Below are 18,910 nucleotides of genomic sequence, written 5' to 3'. Positions count from 1 at the left end.
TCCATTTTAGATGAAAGAATCGATTTCTGTGGTTTTTTTTCTTCTATAGCATAGAGTCAAAAAACACTATTTTTCGAAAGTAAGTCATTAAAAAATCAGACTATTTTTTTTTCATTTTTTCTATTTACAACCTTAAAAAATCGGAGTAATATCCATCTCATCAACGAACACTAACATGTTAATGCTTCGATCTCAAAGTACGCCGAATTCATGATTGAAGCGGGGGACCCAATCGTCACGACACGTGACACGGGGTGAATCCTTTCCGAACGGGAAAGGTAGGGCAAAATCCTAGGTATGCCCGAATCCGACAGCTAACCTCGCAGGCGTTTTTAGGAGGGAACGACTCTTTTTCAGTATGCCAAGTTATAAAGGCGATGCTGGGGCCGTTTTTCGCCTCACATCGTCTTTTTGTCGTGCTTAATTGTAAAAATATTGAATAATATGGGGGTAATTTCATAATGGGAGAACTATGGAGTATCGTACTGCTCGTCTTCTTCTTCGGTACGACGTTCGGAATGATTCGACTGATCGAACGTGTCCAGTGGAGAGCAGGTGACCGGAAATGACGTGGTTTTTACTAGCAATGGGATGTCTCGTCTTTTTGTATCTCGGTTATTGTCTGATCTATCCGGAAAAATTCTAATCGCATAGGGAGAAAAGAAAAACATGTGGACTCAATTCCTGATCCAATTTTGGATCCTACTCGTCATTGCACTTTGTGCAGCGGTCTTGCTCGGTCGCTACATCGGGATGTACTTTGCACCAATCGCAGATCGTCGGGTCGATACAATCGGTAAGGTCGAACGACGCCTTCTATCGTTACTCGGTGTCGATGAAAAGAAACAAGATCAATCGTGGGTCGGCTATTCAAAAAGTCTATTAGTCGTCAATCTACTGTTTTTCATCGGTGGGTATTTGTTGCTTCGCTTTCAAGGAAGTCTACCGCTCAATCCGAACGGCGCCGCTAATCTTGACTGGTCGACAGCGCTCCATACGACGATCAGCTTCATGACGAACACCGATCAACAACACTATTCGGGTGAAGCTTTATCGTATCTCTCACAAACGTTCGTCCTCGGAACGATGTTATTCGTTGCACCGACGATGGCATTCACGGTCTGTATCGCTGTCATCCGTGGTCTTGCGAATAAACCGCTCGGTAACTTCTACGCCGACTTCGTTCGCTTCATCTTCCGCATCCTGCTTCCGATTTCATTGTTCTTCGGGATGTTGATGATTTTACTCGGCGTACCACAGACGTTTAGTGGCGCAATCAGCGTCACGACGCTTGAAGGGGCGAAGCAGTTGATTTACCGTGGACCGGTCGCAGCGTTTGAGGTCATCAAACAGCTTGGTAACAACGGCGGTGGTTTCTTCGGAGCAAACGGTGCCCATCCGTTTGAGAACCCGAACCAGTTCGTTAACTTCATCCAGATGTTCTTAATGTTATTGATTCCGATGTCACTTCCTGTCGCGTATGGAAAAATCATCGGTTCTGCGAAACAAGGACGTCTTTTCCTTGGCGTCATGACGATTTTGTTCGTCATGATGACATTCGGCATGGCAGGTAGCTTATTTGCGAACCCGACCGCGCACGGTCAGGAATTACGCTTCGGTCAAGTCGGTACAGCGCTCTATAGCTCGATTACGACAGCAGCCGAGACGGGTGCCGTCAACGCGATGCATGACTCGCTTCATCCGCTTGCTGGTTTGATTCAGCTCGGCAACATGATGCTGAACGTCGTGTACGGCGGTGCCGGCGCTGGATTCTTGAATGTCTTGCTTTATGCTTTCGTCGCAGTCTTCCTGACAGGTCTCTTGATCGGTCGGACACCAACGTACCTTGGTAAGAAAATCGAGACGTTCGAAGTGAAGATGATCGCTATCGCACTTCTTGTGCCACCATTCTTGATTCTCGTCGGAACGGCAATCTCCATGTACGTTGCACCAGGCGTCGCTGGCATCTCGAATCCAGGCTATCACGGGCTATCACAAGTCTTGTACGAATTCACGTCGGCGACAGCCAATAATGGTTCTGGATTTGAAGGGCTCGGGGACGCGAATGTCTACTGGAACGTCTCGACATCGTTTGCGTTATTTTTCGGACGTTACATCCCATTGATTTTAATGCTTGCGATCGTTGGTTCGCTGAAGGCGAAGCCATCCGTGCCGCAAGATGAGTTTTCATTCAAAACAGACACACCACTCTTCGGAACAGTCTTCCTCGGTACGGTCGTACTCGTCGGTGCATTGACATTCTTGCCAGTGCTCGTACTTGGACCGGTCGCGGACTGGCTGACGATGTGAACAGGAGATAAAAGCATATGATGGAACGTATCATGCATCCGACGTCCGACGAACACCAACCGAATGGGCAGCCGGAACACCAATCCAAATCAGCAATCAACGGCTCGATTGTCCGCCAGGCGACAATGGACGCCTTTAAAAAAATGAATCCCGTCAACATGATCAAACAACCAATCATGTTCGTCGTCTGGATCGGTTGTTTGCTCGCAATCGGCTATACGATCTTCATTGATGAGATGCGTGGTTTTAACTTGACGGTCAGCATCATACTCTTCTTGACGGTCTTGTTCGCGAACTTCGCAGAATCGATCGCCGAAGGACGCGGGAAAGCACAAGCAGACTCGCTAAAAGCGTCGAAAGCGGACGTCATGGCTCGTAAACGTGTCGGACAATTGATTGAGAGTGTCTCGTCCGCGACACTCCGGAAAGGCGACATCGTCTTCGTCCGGGCCGGTGAATATGTACCAGGTGACGGTGAAATCATCAAAGGTCTTGCTTCAATTGATGAATCGGCGATCACAGGGGAATCGGCACCAGTCATCAAGGAAGCGGGGGGTGATTTCTCGTCGGTCATCGGTGGAACACTCGTCGTTAGTGATGAGATTGAAGTCCGAATCACGAGTAATCCAGGGGAATCGTTCCTCGATCAGATGATTGCGCTTGTCGAAGGCGCAAGCCGTCAAAAGACACCGAACGAGCTCGCTTTATCAACACTGTTGACGAGCTTGACATTGATTTTCTTACTCGTCGTCATGACGTTACCAGTCTTTACGAACTATCTTGGATTCAATCTTTCTGGTCCAATCTTGATCGCGTTACTCGTCTGTTTGATTCCGACGACGATCGGTGGTTTGCTGTCCGCGATCGGCATCGCCGGGATGGACCGTGTCACCCGTTTTAACGTCATCGCGATGAGCGGGAAGGCGGTCGAAGCAGCAGGGGATATCCAAACGATCATCTTAGATAAAACGGGAACGATCACGTTCGGGAACCGGATGGCGTCAGAGATCACGCCGGTCGGTGGACGCTCTGTCGAGCAAGCATTCGAAGGGGCGATCATCGCTTCTTTAGCCGATGAGACACCGGAAGGACGATCCGTCTTAGAACTCGCAGAACTACGAGACATGCCAGTCGAGCGCCAGTGGTTAGATGGCGCAGAAATCATTCCGTTTCGTGCGGAAACACGGATGTCAGGTCTTGATTTGACGGATGGTCGCCGGGTGCGTAAAGGAGCGGGACAAGCGATCCAAGAATGGGTGACAGAACAAAGTGGAACGATTCCGAATGATTTGCAAGAAACGATCGATTCCGTCTCACGCTTAGGTGGAACCCCACTTGTCGTTGCGATGGATGCGACGATTCTTGGAGTCATCTACTTGAAAGACACCGTCAAACCAGGAATGCGGGAACGGTTTGATCGGTTGCGTGAGATGGGGATCAAAACGATCATGTGTACCGGCGACAACCCGTTGACGGCAGCAACGATCGCTCGCGAAGCAGGCGTTGATGACTTCGTCGCCGAATGTAAACCGGAAGATAAAATCCGTGTCATCCAGCAAGAACAAGCAGCCGGTCACCTCGTCGCGATGACAGGAGACGGTACGAATGATGCACCAGCGCTCGCTCAAGCGGACGTGGGTCTAGCGATGAACAGTGGGACACAAGCCGCGAAAGAAGCAGCGAACATGATCGATCTTGATTCGAACCCAACGAAGATCATCGAAGTCGTCGAAATCGGAAAGCAGCTCTTGATGACACGGGGAGCGTTGACGACGTTCTCGATTGCAAACGATGTCGCAAAATATTTTGCGATCATCCCGGCGATGTTCATGGTCGCGATTCCGCAAATGGAAGTACTCAACATCATGCGACTCGATTCCCCGACGACAGCGATTTTGTCGGCTCTAATCTTCAACGCGATCATCATTCCGATGCTGATCCCGCTCGCGATGAAAGGTGTCTCGTATAAACCGATGACAGCCGATCAATTGCTCGGGCGTAACTTACTCATCTACGGTCTTGGTGGTGTCATCGTACCGTTCATCGGGATTAAAATCATCGATGTCTTGCTTGCAAGCATCCTTTAAGGAGAAAACGAATCATGAAACAAGCCATTCGTGTGACGATCTTCATCACAGCATTATGCGGGATCGTCTTTCCCGCCTTGTTGACGCTGTTTGGTCAGATTCTCGTACCGGATAAAGCAGCCGGTTCACTCGTACAGGAAAACGGAAAATTCATTGGATCGGAATTGATTGCCCAACCGTTCACGTCGAAACAGTATTTTCACGGACGTCCATCAGCGGTCGATCAATTAGCGGGATCATCTGCTGGGGATAACTTGGCAGCATCGAACCCGGAGCTTGGTACGAAGATAGCGGCATTGCAGAAACAGAATCGAGAGGACGGCGCTTCGCTTCCGGACGATGCCCTCGTGACATCCGGTTCTGGTTTCGATCCGCACATCTCAGTCGCTTATGCTTTGGATCAAGCGAAGCGTATCGCAACCGCACGCGACCTATCGCGTGACGAGGTACACAAGCTAATCACGAAAGAAGCCGGGACGCATGATTACGTCAATGTCCTCCTTTTGAACCTAGCACTTGATCGGAGCAAGTCATGACACGGGGAAAGCTGAAGCTTTATATCGGCTCAGCTCCTGGTGTCGGAAAAACGTATAAGATGCTTGCCGATGCACGAACCTTGACGCTTGAAGGCAAGGATGTCGTCATCGGTTTGATCGAGACGCACGGTCGAAAAGAGACGGCGGAGATGGTCGGACAGCTCGAACAAGTCCCGTTACTTGAAGTCGTCTATAAAGAGAAAGTGTTTCCTGAGGTGAACGTGGACGCGATCATTGCCCGTCACCCGGATATTGTCCTGATCGATGAACTGGCGCATACGAATGCTCCCGGATCAGAACGGAAAAAACGCTATCAAGATGTCGCGGCACTCCTTGACGCCGGGATCAACGTTTACTCGGCCGTCAACATCCAGCACTTCGAAAGCTTACTCTTTAAAGTCAAAGAAGTGACGGGTGTCGAGGTCCGGGAGCGAATCCCGGATCCATTTCTCGGAGAGGCTGATGAGATCTTACTCGTCGACGTGACGCCGCAAACGTTACGGGAGAGACTCGAGCAAGGGAAAATCTACAAGAAAGAAAAGATTGAACAGAGTCTGAATTCGTTTTTCTCGCTTCAGAATCTCGCGAGCTTACGGGAGTTATCGTTACGACAAGTCGCGGACGAAGTCGACGATCAAGTCTATCAATCACGTTTGTTGATTGAAAAAGACCCGGCGACATTACAAGAACGGATTCTCGTCTGCATCCAGCTTAATGATAACGCGCGAAAGTTGATCTATCGCGGATTTCGCATGGCAAGTCGATTAAAGGCGGAACTGTATGTTCTGACGATTTTACCGGCAGCGGAAAATCAATTGAATGCGAAACAGAAGGAAGTGCTTGCGATGGTGCGGGAGAGTGGTGCCTTGTTCGGAGCAGAAGTGCTGATCCGGATTCAAGGCGAACGTTCGATTGCTCAAGCGATTACCGCCGCTGCCAAACATCATCGCATCACGCAAATCGTCCTCGGTCAATCCGCGCGGACCCGCTGGCAGGAAATCCGACGCGGATCGATCATCAATGAAATCATGCGTCATGTCCGCGGAATCGATATCCAAATCGTCGCCGATGACATGGAACGCTAGGGGAGCCCTTCCGCGTAAATGCAGGGGTTTTCTTCGCAATATCATCAGTCTATCGTTTCATAAGACGAACGAGTCAGTTGGTCATCCTCCCTTTCCGCAGGCGGGAGGTAAGCTGCGACATCCTCGCATTTCATGCGGTCTACCGGGTCTTACCTATCCCTGTCGAAAGCGTCGAGCGCGCTTTCTTTTCCTGCAGGAGTTGAGGATGATCCTGCTCGTTCGCTACTAATGAAAAAGGAAAGACCGTTCCGGTGGGATCACCAGAACGGTCTTTCCTTTTTTTGATGTTGGAACACATTCATTGATTTAAAGACGTTGGTTCATCGTCTCCTTAACGAGCGAAGACTGGAATATCAAAGACAGCTGTGTAGCTATCCATCTGTTGATAGAGTGAATAGATCCGAGACGTCTGTTTGACAGTCCATCCCATGTCCGATGCGTACTGATGGCTCCCAGGACGCATCGGGCTCCAACGCATCTTGTAGAGCGTGTTCTGTCCGTAGACATTATGAATGTACTTCGTGCTGATGAATTCAGCACCACCGACGATTGCCGCTTCCGGTGTGAACCATCCCATTTCATAGGCATATTTGGCACCTTTATTGACTGCATCACCATCGACAGCCCCGATACCATACATGTTGTAGACTTTACGTCCATTCCATGTCACACCCATTGCCAGTTTTGATTGACCATTACCTGTCTCAAGTAAAGCGTGTGAGATTAAGTAAGCTTCGTTGACACCATATTTTTGACCGGCATCGATGAACGCTTGCCCACAACTGCCCTTGCTACATGTATTGAAAATCCCTACCCCTTTGGTCACATTTGCTAATAACTTATCGAGTGTAGCAGCTGTTGCGCCTGTTGTTTTCGAGAGATCGAGAAACTGATAGAACGCAGAAGAGTTGCGGTCGACTTTCAACGGATCAGCTGCATCACGGACGTCTGTTTCCAGTGCATTCAACCATTGGATCGTCGAATATCTTACTACACCGTATTTGTCTTTACTATAGACACGTGGATACGTCGTATAGAAGCCGCTGACTGATTGATAAACTTTAATCATCTGACTAGGTTTAAACTGACCGTAGATGTGCGTTGCCGTCGAAGCGCCAGAGCGGATGTTAAGTGGTGTCGTCGCTGTGACTGTAGCGAGTGTTCCGTTGACCGGATCGAGTGAACCACCGAGACGTACATATCCGGTACTGACATACATCAATTTATCCTTGTATATGTCTGTTTGTGGTGGTGGGTTCAACTTCATCTGGGCGTTGATGAAGCTATCAAACGTATATGGTGTCGCAATAGAATTATAGACGTTCAGTTTCGTAGAAGCTGGAATAAATCCTCCTTTATACGCATATCCACTTTTCCCGTCATATGAAATCTTATACCAGGCACCGATTTGACCGGAGACGGTAACGACGATATTTTTCGGAATCGTCTTGATGACGTTGTAGGAACTACCAACATAAGAACGGAGCGCTACATCCGACGTGGCTTTCATATACAATTTATTTTTTGCTTCGTACTTGATCGATGATGTATTTTGTCCGGTACGGATATAACCCGTTTTGCCATCAATCGTCACTTTGTGCCATGACGTGTTCGTGTAGGACGTGATCAAAGCAGAGGTGTAATAGACATTCCCGAGCGCGAGTGTCGTGATATTCGATGTTTGATCGTCCGGTGCTTGTTTGACGACGAGCGATTGATTCGCCAAGAAACGCGCACCCGTAATTTTTTTTGTTTCCGTGTACGGTGTCAGTGTTGATTTCAAGACATAGCCGTTTTTCCCAGCGTAGCTGATCTTTAACCACTGATCGAGACTGCCTGTTACTTGAACGACGGCTGCTTTTGGCAGCTTCGTCACTGTCGCATAGGCTGAACCGGCATCCGACTGGAGTGTCGTATCCGTCGTTGCTTGATAACGGTGATTATTAACGCTCTCATAGGTGACCGGTGAACCTTGATTGATTTGAACGTAGCCGGTCTTCCCATCGACTGTCAGGCGATGCCATTGCTCCGAACGACCAGTCGTAATGACTTGATTCGTCGTATAAACGTCTCCAGAAGAAAGGCGAACGACAGTTTCTGCTGTCGCTTGATGTGATGCTTTTACTTCGACGGTACGTCCAAGGCGATAATAAGAAGAAGGAATCGATTGCGTCATGACTTTTTCCTTGGCGTAACGTGAAGCGATATAACCCGTCTTCCCGCTGTACGTCACACGATACCAGTCATCAATCATTCCAGTGACGGTGATGCTTGTACCGGAAGGGATCGTTTTAACGGTTGCGTAAGTGTTTCCGGCATACGAGCGAAGTGGAGTCGAAGTCGTCGTCTGCATGACGATCCGGTCCGATTGGTACTGCACGCTCTTGCCTTGGTTGACTGGGATGTAGCCTGTCTTTCCATCTTTGCTGACACGATGCCATTGCTGTCCGTTTGACGTGATGAGCTGTGTCGTGTAATAGATATCACCGCTCTGCAAAGTTGCAAGTGTCGAGGCTTTTGCATCCGGTGAAGATTTGATGGAAACCGCTTTTTTTAGTTCGAAGCGTGCCGCTGCAATTTTTAGCTTCGTTGCAAGCGTCGTAAACGTATTCGATGCGGCATAGCCGGTTTTACCGTTATAACTGACACGGTACCAGTTTCCGATCCGTCCGGAAATTTTGATGACCGTATTGCTCGGGATTGTTTGTACTGCAGCATACGATGAACCCGCATAGGAACGAATCGCCGTCGATGCTGTCGTTTTTAAAGAGAGGTTCGATTCAGTTTCGTACGTAATCGGTGTTGCTTGATTCGCTAATACGAAGCCGATTTTGCCTTCCTTCGATACTTGATGCCATGTTTCGCCGAGCGGATTCGTCACACGTGTTTTCGTGTAGTAGACGTTTCCAGCACTCAGTGTCGCAAGTGCTTCTCCATTCGCAGTAGGTGTCGTTTTGATGACGAGTGGTGATGTCAACAAGAAGCGTGAAGACGGAAGCTTTGTTTTTTCTGTGTATTCTGCCAACGTAGCGGATAAGACATACCCTGTCTTTCCGGCATATGTGACTTGATGATAGATTGCCGTCTTAGCATTCGAGGTGACGACCGTACCTTTTGGTAGACTCGCTAGACTTTGTTTTGCCTCGGCTTGACTGTAAAGTGGTGTCACACTTTTTGTCTGATACCGTGTTTGTGGAATTAATGTCACATTTTGCTTTTCAGAAGAGGCGAACGCATCTTGATGCATGTAGCCTGTCTTCCCGTCGTACTGGATACTGACCCATTTTTCGATCCGACCGACGACTTTGACGTCTTTTCCAGATGGAATGGTCTGAACTTTGGGATAACCTGTTCCAGCGTACTGACGCAAGATGTAAGCATCGATCGTATTTAACGTCGTGTTCGTCACCTTTTTATACGCGACCGCTTTTGCGCCAGCTGCGACATAGCCTGTCTTGCCGTCATATTTGACGCGGTACCATGTCTCGCCATATGGATTCGTCACACGTTGTGACGTGTAGTACACATCCTCTTCGTTCAACGTGCCGATCGTCGTTGCAGTATCCACTGCTGTCTTTTTGATCGGTGTCTTTTTGAGGACGAGGTAGCGCTGTCCTGAAACGGTTTGTTTCTTTTCATACAGCGTGAGGTATTTCGACGCGACATATCCCGTTTTTCCAGCATATGTGACCCTTTTGAACGAGCCAGAAGCATACGTGGATGAAACGACAGTTCCGGTCTTGATCGTTAACAAGCGTTTCCGAGAAGATGCCGTCTTATCGTACAGATAACTATCGGTAGACAGACGGTAGGTCGTCGCTTTCGTCGTTGCTGCTTCAGCCATCGGAAGAGATGTCAAAACGATGCTAAAAACGATGAGAAAGCTTGCGAACACCTTCAAGGTCTTCGAGAATGATGTCGTGTTCAAAGTATCTTTCCTCCTAGTAGATATTCGTCCGGATGGACGGAATCGGCTTCTAGGATGTCTAAGTCTAAGTTGTAAAATCTATTGCCTATCCTTACTATCGACAATATCGGATTTTTATGAACAAAAGATTGAATAATTTTGAAAAAAGGGGTCTGGTTTTTTGAAAAACCCTCCTGTTTTTTTAAACAAGAGGGGATATGGTTAGATATTGAGACGTGCGAGGATTTCCGTTAAACGCGTCGTCGGACGTTCGCAGGAAAAATCATGACAGAGATAAGCCGTTGGTGCGTCTGGTTCTGGATACTCCGCAAGCAGTGGGACGTGCGGAAGAAGGTCGCGCTTCGTACCGATCAACAAAGCAACTTCCGGTAAGCGTAACTGTTGCAGTTGCTTGATTTCGAGCGGGATGTCTACTTCTTCCGGAAGCAAGATAATCAATTCCTTCGGTTCCATCTGCCGGTAGGTGAAGGTACTGACAAGTGAGGCGAATCCGGTCGGTTGTTGCTCGACTTCCTCTATTAAGGTTGCGAGAGCCCGTTCAGCACTCTCTTGATAAACGAGACGACCAGTAAGACGACTGAGCGTGAAAAGGGCGTTCAAGGCAACGCTATTTCCGGCAGGTGTGACGGCATCATACAGATCGAGTGGACGAACAAGTAGTTTGTCGGAGCGTGACGACGTCAGATAAAAATAACCATCTGCTGTCTGGAACTGGTCCTGCAGCACATCTGCAAATGCTAAAGCTTCCTTTAGATGGAGAGCATGGTGTGTAGACTGGAATAGTTCAAGATGTGCATCAATCATGTACGCATAGTCATCGAGGAAACCGTGACCGGTTGCTTGTCCATCGCGGTAATGGACTGCAAGATGCTGTTCAGTACGAACGAATCGTTCGAGGGACGTCATTGCACGCGTTGCGACATGCGTATAATGCGGTTCGCCAAGGACACGGCCGGCTTTAGCGAACGTCGAAATCATCATCGCATTCCACGATGTCAACCGTTTATCATCACGGAATGGACGCATGCGTTCATTTCGCGCACGAAGAAGAATTTGGCGCTCGTGTTCGAGTTGCGACGCTGTTTCAGCAAGCGATAAGTGAATAGAACGTGCGAATGCCTCGAGTGTTCGTCCTGTCCGGTAAAAGACGTTCCGTCCCTCAAAGTTTCCCGATGATGAAGCATGATAGAAGCGGGGGAACAGCGCGTTTGGTCCGAGCAAGTCGGTCAGCTCACGCTCCGTGAACGTATAAAAATGTCCTTCGCCCCCTTCGCTATCTGCATCCAGTGCAGCATAAAAGGTGCCGTCCGGTGCGGTCAATTCCTGTTCTACAAACGTCAGCACTTCTTCTGCATAGCGACGGAAGCGAGTTTGACCCGATGCTTGATACGTTTCGATGCATAGGGTCGCAAACCAGGCATTGTCATAGAGCATCTTCTCGAAATGAGGAATTTCCCACTTGGCATTGACCGTGTAGCGGAATAGACCGTAGCCGACTTGATCCGTCATCCCGCCGTCACGCATCGCGATCAGCGATCGCATGACCATATGAAGTGCCGTCTCGTCTTCCGCGAACTGATAATAATCGAGCAAGAAACGGAGCAGGGCAGGCGACGGGAACTTCGGCGCCTCTCCGAATCCGCCATGTTGACGATCAAATTGTCGCATCGCTTGATCGAAAGTGTCATGAATGATCGATTCATCCCAAGTACGGGTAGACGTCGCAGGCTGCAATACGTCGCGAAGCGTCTGCGACATATTCTGACCGACTTGTGCGATTTTCTCTGGTGAACGGCGGAATTGTTCGCTGAGCTGGAGTGTCACTTGACGAAAACTCGGACGATTGAACTGAGGCGTTTTTGGAAAATACGTGCCGATATAAAATGGCTGTTGATCCGCTGTCATGAAGACGCTCAGCGGCCAGCCGCCTTGTCCGTTCATGACTTGAGCAGCCGTCATGTACAAATGATCGATGTCGGGACGTTCTTCTCGGTCGACTTTGATCGAGATATAGCGTTCATTTAAGAGTCGTGCCGTTTCTTCATCTTCGAAACTTTCGTGTGCCAGCACATGGCACCAGTGGCACGTCGAATACCCGATTGATAAAAAGATTGGCTTGCCAGTCTCACGCGCGGCAGTGAAGGCATCCTCACCCCAGGGGTACCAATCGACAGGGTGGTGGGCATGTTGCAATAGATAGGGACTCGTTTCATGGATAAGTCGATTCGACATGATGGATTTCCCTCGTTTCTTCTATAGTAATGAGTCCTCTTCACGATACTCGGCTTTTGTAGCAGGTGCAACTCTGGTTCCAAGACGAGGGAAAACGATTTTCTAAAAGAAAGATTGACTTTATAAAAGAAAGTATGATAAATTAATATAAGTCATGAATCGGGGATGATCACTCATGTGAGAATCTTCAATCCATATCATACAATTAAATCGACAGGTCAGGATTTTTAGACCGCTACTGACAAATGAGTCAGACATAAGTCATCGCTTTTATTTTGTCCTTCTTCATACTACGGGAAGAAGTCGACCCAGCAAGATAAACCTTCCAATCGATACTTTTCCGCTCATTCCCGAGCTATTTCTAAAAATCCCAGTATCATGCGTCCGTTGCAGACGCATCACGATTCTTGCTAAAATGCTTGATTCAGCTGGCGCGGCCAAGGAGCCGTAACAACGAAAGAGAGGTAGGGCTTTCGTCGTTTCAGGTGTTTTGATCACCTGTAATCCTCGATTCTCATGACAACCAAAAACAACGACACGCTGATGAGGCGTTTTTTTTATGCCTTTTTTCGGGTAAAGCGGAAAGAAGGGGGTGACGACATGCCATGGAATGAGAACAACTATCCGGATTCATTCAAGAACTTTGATCCACCGCTTCGAAAAAAAGCGATTGAGATCGCGAACGCTTTGTTAGAAGAAGGGTATGAAGAGGGACGCGCTATTCCGATTGCGACATCACAAGCTGAAAAATGGTACGAAAGTCACAAAGACGAACAATAAAATATTGTAAGCGATACCATTTCTTTCATTTACGAAGGATGGTATCTTTTTTTACGGAAAATATACACTCTTTTGAATATAATCTGATATTATAAAGAAGTGTCAGAAAATTCAATAGGGGGTCACATCATGAAATACGGCAGTACGTTTGGAAAGTGGGCATTGGCCGGAGTATTGACTGCAGGAATCCTTCCACAAGCGGGTCTTGTCGGGGCAGAAGGCGAAGGCGTCATCTTGTCTGAATACATAGAAGGAACAAGTAACAACAAAGCAATCGAGCTATACAATGGATCGGGGCAAATCATTGATTTAGCAGACTATACACTCGTTCAATACACGAACGGTGGACCATCTGAGTCCAAAATCACATTATCGGGGAAAGTAGATCCAGGTAAAACATTCGTTATCGCGAATTCAAGTGCGAATGCAGACATCAAAGCAAAAGCGCAAATGACGACGGGTTCGTTGAACTTCAACGGAAATGATCCGGTTGCATTAAAAAAGGGCGACGTTGTCCTTGATATCATCGGACCGATCGGTTCATCCGTTGATTTCGCAAAAGACACGACACTTGTTCGGAAATCAGGTGTTACATCAGGTGTTAAGACGTATGAACCATCACAGTGGACGAGCTTTCCTGTCGATACACTGACGAATCTCGGTAGCCATCAGACGGAAGCCGGCGATATTCTCGTTGCACCAACGGCTACTCCAGTCGGTGAGGTCGAGCGTGGGGATCAAGTGACACTGTCAGGTGAAGGAACGATCCATTATACAGTTGATGGTACGACACCGACTGTTGACAGTCCGGTTTACACATCACCGATTACGATCAATGACGAAGTGACGATTCAAGCGGTTGCTGTCAAGGACGGGAAAACGTCAGCTGTCTCGACATTCAAGTACTATATTGCACCACCAATCACTAAAATCAGCAGTATCCAAGGCGTCGCGCACACATCATCATACGCAGATCAACTCGTCCGGACGACGGGTGTCGTCACGTATGTCGTTGATGCGAACAACTTCTACATGCAGGATCCAAATCCGGATAACGACAGCCGGACATCAGAAGGTATTCTCGTCTACGCGAAAAACCACGGTGCTGCCGTTGGACAAAAGGTCGCGACGACAGGTTACGTCAAGGAATGGATCCTTGGCGGATACAGCGATAAATTCGATACGGATCTAGCCGTTACGGAAATCAGTACGGTCAATCTCGTAAAGGGTGCGCTCAACGAAGGGTTACCAGCGAGTATCGTCCTTGGTGATAAAGGCGTCTTGATTCCGACTCAAGTCGTTGATAACGATTCTTTCGCTCAGTTTGACCCGAAAGAAGATGCGATCGATTTATACGAAAGCTTAGAAGGCATGCGTGTTGCTTTACCGAACGCGATCGTCACAGGACCACAAGCGAACCGGACGATCCCAGTTCGTACACAAACAGACACAAACAAGGTCTACACGAAACGTGGCACACCGATTCTGACGAAGGACAACGTCAATCCGGAGCGCTTGTTCGTGGAGATGGGAAGTTCATCGTATCGTGCGAAAGCCGGAGACATATTCGATGGAACGATTGAGGGTGTCATGAGCTACAACTATTCGGCTTACAAAGTACTCGCAAAAGCAGCAGACCTTCCGAAACTCGTTACGAGCGAAGCGGAACGTCAACCGACGAACATCGAAACGGGTGAATCACGCCTGACTGTCGCTTCATACAACGTCGAGAACTTCGCGTCGACAGCGGATGCTGGAAAAGTTGATCGTGTCTCGGAAGGCATCGCGACATTCCTGAAGACACCAGACATCGTTGGTTTGACAGAGATGCAGGATAACGACGGCGCAACAGATAGCGGCACAGTCGACGCTTCGAAATCATTTGAGACATTGATCGCAGCGATCGAAGCAAAAACAGGTGTCCGGTATGCGTATACGGACATCGCACCAGAAGATAAAAAGGACGGCGGGCAACCAGGCGGAAACATCCGTGTCGGGTTCCTCTACAATCCAGCGCGTGTATCACTCGCACCAGGAGAAAAAGGTGGAGCGACGGAAGCCGTGGCAGTTGAAAATGGCAAGCTGACGAAAAACCCGGGTCGCATTCAGCCGACGGATCCGAACTTCGCGAGTTCGCGGAAACCGCTCGTCGCGGAATTCCTCTTCAATGGTGATTCATATCATGTCATCGTCAACCACTTCAACTCAAAAGGTGGCGATGGAGCTGACTTCGGTAAAAACCAACCGGTCGTTCGTAAGAGTGAAGTCCAGCGTCATGCGATTGCGAACATCGTCCAAAACTTCGTTTCTGAATTGAAGACGGAAGTCAAAGATTCGAATGTCGTCGTTCTTGGTGACCTCAACGACTTCCAGTTCTCAGAAACGTTAGACATCCTGAAAGGGAAAAATCTCTGGAACACAGTCGATGATCTTCCAAAATCTGAGCGTTACTCGTACGTCTACAACGGAAATGCGCAAGTACTCGACCATATCTTAATTTCGAATAACTTGAAGTCGTATACATCGTCGGATATCGTCAACATCAACTCGGATTACATGGAAGCAGACGGTAGCGCGAGTGACCACGATCCAGCGATCATCTCGATTCAAGGTGCACAAACGGCAGTACCGGTCAAAGGAACGGCAGAAGTCGGTATCTGGCGTGCTGTTCAAAAAGGAAAACACATCTTCATTGAACGTAAATTGGGTCGCAACTGGGATAAAGCCAGTGAAACACACGCCGATCAACAAGGTGAATTGCTCGCACTTCGCGTGTCACAAGGGCGTCCATACATTCAAGTGAAGACAATCAAAGGCAAAACGATCTGGCTTGAATTGTCGAACAAATACAAACTAGCTGAAACAACGAAATACCAATAAAATCAAAAAAAAGCGGACTTAGCGGTCCGCTTTTTTGCGTGCTGGGATAAAGAGTAAAAGAAGTGAGAGTGTACTGATCGAGAGTGTGGAAATTAAGGCAACGGGTAACGGGATGGCACGGAACATATACGTGAAGTGAATGATGATCAATAATAGAATAATAGCGAGACCAGGAATGAATTGTTTTGAGAGCAACATACCGGAACCTGGAACGAGTATTTCAAATCCAAGTCGTTGATTGAGACGAACATCTTCGTGGGCATTGGCTAAGCTAAAGGATACAGTCAAGGCGACAAGAATCATCCAGCCGGAGAATAAGTATTGTTGAATGGGTAAAAAGGCAATGGATTCATAAATGAAATACAGTAAAACCATAGGTCAGCTCCTTCATATCATTATGTTATTTGGAAATGCATTGAAAGTTTGGCTTGCGAATTTTAATAATACCGAGTCAAGATTCGGAGAGCAACTAAAATTCGCTGAGAATGAAATAAAAGAATGTTCACACATTTTAAGAAAAGGGGAATATACTTTAGTCTCTGTACTAAATGTTTTCAAGAATCGTTTAAAAGAAAGCATTTCACTAAAGGAAGAGCGTTCTCATGAAATGTGTCAGGTTTGTGGACAGAAGATGTGATTTAGACAAATGAGAGTCAATGACTGTTCGGGGGAAACAATTTCTTTTAAAATAAAGGTAATGAGATTAAAGGAGGCGAAACGACGACATGAAAAAATGGTTGATCATCGGAGTAGCAGCGATAGCCTTTTTCAGCTACGAAAACATTCCAATGGAACAGGCAGAAGCCGATTACCCGAAAAGTGGCGGCAAGCTGATTGATCGATATAGCAGTGAGTATCCCGGATATGACTGGGAAGTCAGACGGACTTCAACGGAAGAATTCGTCGCCTTAACGAAGGATGGTAAGGACTACGGAAAATATCGTTTCAAAAACGGTGTGACGACACAAGGTGCAGTATTGAATAAGGATACGGAATCCTCTTTGAAGAAAAAGGGTTGGACCGCAGTGAAATCCTATCGTAAAGGCAACACAAACTACATGCTGAATCTGGACCATGCCGCCGTTTATGAGAAGAAAGGCAACTATGTGACGTACTTCTTCGATCAACATGACGGCAATAAAGTCAAAGCGACACTTGCGATTCCGAAAGACGTCGAAGCGAAGAAAAAAGGCTTCTACGGTACATCGTCAAATGCGCTACGGACGACGGATGAGAAATTGATGCTTCGCTTGATGAACTGGGAACGCGCTGACTATAAGTTGAATCCGTTAGCACCGTACACAGCATTGAAGCCGGTCACCCGTGGTCACAGCGAAAACATGGCGAAACATAATTTCTTCTCGCATACAGATCCACAAGGTCGTGATCCGTTCGACCGGATGAAACGCGGGGGAATCACGTTCAGCTATGCTGGTGAAAACCTCTCGATGGGGTATCCGAACGTCTTTGCCGCGCATTGGGGTCTAATGAATTCACAAGGACACCGAGAAAATATTTTGAAAAAAGAGTACAAGCAAGCCGATGTCGGTGTGGCATTCCGAGACAATGCACCGTACTTCACGATTAATTTCCGAACACCTTAAGTATGTAAAAAAGAGGATGACATTTCACGATGTCGTTCTCTTTTTCATGAGATTGTTTGTTTTATACTAAAGGCAGGAGGTGGGGCGATTGGAAATCCGTCGATTGAATCCAGAAGATGCAGTACTCTATAAAGCATTGCGATTAGAAGCATTACAGAATCATCCGGAAGCGTTCGGCTCCGATTATGAAGCGGAAAAAGATCGACCGGTCGACCAGTATGCTACGCGATTTCAGAGCGAACAGGCAGCGACGTTCGGTGCCTTTCATGAAGCGCAACTCGTTGGGGTCGTCACCGTTGTCTGCTCCGAGCTAGACAAGATGCGACATCGAGCCAATTTATTTGCGATGTACGTCACTCCAAGCATCAGAAAACAGCAGGTCGGACAGCAATTGGTACAAGAGGCATTACGGGCATTAGAGGAACGTCCTTGGATCGAGCAGGTTCATCTCTCGGTCGTTCGGACGAATGAAGCCGCTAAAGCCTTGTATCGGTCGCTTGGCTTCGAATCGTACGCGATTGAACCGCGGGCGTTGAAAATCGATGGTACCTATCATGATGAAGAACTCATGTGGTATCGGTTCTAACACAAAACGACCGAAATTCAATGAGAGATGATCTCTTTTGAATTCCGGTCTTTTTTAAAATCAGTTTGCCCAATTTGGTTTGCTGAAACCTTTGAATGATTTTTCGATGACTGTGTTGAATGCATCGGATTCGACAGCTGTCTTCAGGTCTTTTGCGACTTGTGAGTCTGCATCTTTCGTTTGGACAGCAATGAGGTTCCGGTATTGCTCGTCCATCGTCTCAAGTGCTAACGCATCGAGTAAATCGAATTTCGCAGCAAGCGCGAAGTTCCCTGGAACTGCTGAGACATCAACGCTTTCGATGGCACGTGGCAGTTGCGCTGCTTCAAGCGGCTTGATGACGAGTTTCTTCGGATTTTTGACGATATCTTTCTCTGAGACGGTCAGTGGATCGACATCTGGCTTCAGTTCGATCCAGCCTTGTTCTGCCAAGAGGTTCAGCGCGCGTGCCTGGTTCGTTGGATCGTTCGGTGTCGCGACTTCAGCGCCTGTCTTGACGTCGTCAAGTGTCTTCGCCGTTTTACTATACAGTCCCATCGGTGCCGTCGGGACTGTGATGAGTCCTTTAAGGTCGAGCTTCTTTTCTTTAGAGAACGTCTTCAGGTAAATCGAGTGTTGGAATAAGTTAGCATCGATATTGCCACTACCGAGTGCGATGTTTGGTTGGATATAATCGCTGAATTCGACGATTTCGACTTTATAGCCTTTCTTTTCGAGTTGCGGTTGAATCGCTTGTTTGACCATGTCGCTATAAGGACCGCTTGTCGCCCCAATCTTGATCGTCTTGTCTTTTTCATCAGCGCTGCTGTCTCCGCATCCTGCGAGGATTCCTGCACCGAGTAAGGCTGTCGCTAAAAAGGCATATCGTTTTTTCATGATTCA

The 18,910-nt window shown here is 47.8% G+C and carries 13 protein-coding genes and 1 riboswitch; of the genes, 9 read left to right on the top strand and 4 right to left on the bottom strand.

The window, feature by feature from the left end; genetic code table 11:
- The first annotated feature begins 190 nt into the window (after nucleotides 1–190).
- A riboswitch (cyclic di-AMP (ydaO/yuaA leader) is annotated at nucleotides 191–344 on the top strand.
- 221 nt (nucleotides 345–565) lie between these two features.
- From ACY2IG_RS14305 to ACY2IG_RS14285, 5 genes are read left to right on the top strand one after another with little or no spacing between them, the layout of a single operon-like run.
- Nucleotides 566–646 carry a potassium-transporting ATPase subunit F gene (locus ACY2IG_RS14305; RefSeq protein WP_081780413.1) on the top strand — a complete coding sequence of 27 codons (81 nt, stop codon included), beginning with the start codon at nucleotides 566–568 and terminating at the stop codon, nucleotides 644–646.
- 23 nt (nucleotides 647–669) lie between these two features.
- Nucleotides 670–2,310, top strand: a complete 1,641-nt coding sequence (gene kdpA / locus ACY2IG_RS14300) for a potassium-transporting ATPase subunit KdpA (protein ID WP_462618078.1) — start codon at nucleotides 670–672, stop codon at nucleotides 2,308–2,310.
- Nucleotides 2,311–2,330: 20 nt separating this feature from the next.
- A complete protein-coding gene (gene kdpB / locus ACY2IG_RS14295) occupies nucleotides 2,331–4,397 on the top strand; it encodes a potassium-transporting ATPase subunit KdpB (protein ID WP_462618724.1) in 2,067 nt (688 codons plus the stop codon).
- A 14-nt stretch (nucleotides 4,398–4,411) separates the two neighbouring features.
- A complete protein-coding gene (kdpC, locus tag ACY2IG_RS14290) occupies nucleotides 4,412–4,933 on the top strand; it encodes a K(+)-transporting ATPase subunit C (protein WP_462618077.1) in 522 nt (173 codons plus the stop codon).
- Nucleotides 4,930–6,018, top strand: coding sequence for a universal stress protein (locus tag ACY2IG_RS14285; RefSeq protein ID WP_056063215.1), 1,089 nt, complete (start codon nucleotides 4,930–4,932; stop codon nucleotides 6,016–6,018). Before kdpC ends, ACY2IG_RS14285 begins: the two co-directional genes overlap by 4 nt.
- A gap of 331 nt (nucleotides 6,019–6,349) precedes the next feature.
- Here the strand turns inward: ACY2IG_RS14285 and ACY2IG_RS14280 are convergent, their stop codons facing one another.
- Together ACY2IG_RS14280 and ACY2IG_RS14275 are read right to left on the bottom strand one after the other, a co-directional pair.
- On the bottom strand, nucleotides 6,350–9,946 hold the full coding sequence (locus ACY2IG_RS14280; RefSeq protein ID WP_462618076.1) for an SH3 domain-containing protein: 3,597 nt from the start codon (nucleotides 9,944–9,946) through the stop codon (nucleotides 6,350–6,352).
- A gap of 201 nt (nucleotides 9,947–10,147) precedes the next feature.
- On the bottom strand, nucleotides 10,148–12,178 hold the full coding sequence (locus ACY2IG_RS14275; protein ID WP_462618075.1) for a thioredoxin domain-containing protein: 2,031 nt from the start codon (nucleotides 12,176–12,178) through the stop codon (nucleotides 10,148–10,150).
- A 600-nt stretch (nucleotides 12,179–12,778) separates the two neighbouring features.
- Here ACY2IG_RS14275 and ACY2IG_RS14270 point away from each other — a divergent pair.
- Both ACY2IG_RS14270 and ACY2IG_RS14265 read left to right on the top strand, forming a co-directional pair.
- Entirely contained in the window at nucleotides 12,779–12,958 is a 180-nt protein-coding gene (locus ACY2IG_RS14270; RefSeq protein WP_035410333.1) for a DUF2188 domain-containing protein, read from the top strand.
- A 129-nt stretch (nucleotides 12,959–13,087) separates the two neighbouring features.
- Nucleotides 13,088–15,838 carry an FN3 associated domain-containing protein gene (locus ACY2IG_RS14265; protein WP_462618074.1) on the top strand — a complete coding sequence of 917 codons (2,751 nt, stop codon included), beginning with the start codon at nucleotides 13,088–13,090 and terminating at the stop codon, nucleotides 15,836–15,838.
- A gap of 18 nt (nucleotides 15,839–15,856) precedes the next feature.
- Here ACY2IG_RS14265 and ACY2IG_RS14260 read toward each other — a convergent pair whose 3' ends face one another.
- Nucleotides 15,857–16,213, bottom strand: a complete 357-nt coding sequence (locus ACY2IG_RS14260) for a hypothetical protein (protein ID WP_035410328.1) — start codon at nucleotides 16,211–16,213, stop codon at nucleotides 15,857–15,859.
- Between the two features lie 350 nt (nucleotides 16,214–16,563).
- Between ACY2IG_RS14260 and ACY2IG_RS14255 the strand changes: the two genes are divergently transcribed.
- Nucleotides 16,564–17,442, top strand: a complete 879-nt coding sequence (locus ACY2IG_RS14255; protein ID WP_290785723.1) for a CAP domain-containing protein — start codon at nucleotides 16,564–16,566, stop codon at nucleotides 17,440–17,442.
- 88 nt (nucleotides 17,443–17,530) lie between these two features.
- Nucleotides 17,531–18,028: a GNAT family N-acetyltransferase gene (locus ACY2IG_RS14250; RefSeq protein WP_056063206.1), complete on the top strand. Its 498-nt coding sequence runs from the start codon at nucleotides 17,531–17,533 to the stop codon at nucleotides 18,026–18,028.
- A 60-nt stretch (nucleotides 18,029–18,088) separates the two neighbouring features.
- Here ACY2IG_RS14250 and ACY2IG_RS14245 read toward each other — a convergent pair whose 3' ends face one another.
- The gene (locus ACY2IG_RS14245; protein WP_056063203.1) at nucleotides 18,089–18,904 is read right to left on the bottom strand and encodes a MetQ/NlpA family ABC transporter substrate-binding protein; all 816 of its coding nucleotides are present in this window, start codon (nucleotides 18,902–18,904) and stop codon (nucleotides 18,089–18,091) included.
- Nucleotides 18,905–18,910 lie beyond the last annotated feature (6 nt).

It is taken from the genome of Exiguobacterium sp. EF_C8, assembly GCF_054956715.1.
Note: the sequence above shows the minus strand (reverse complement) of the source record. Positions and strands in the feature narration are given on the sequence as shown.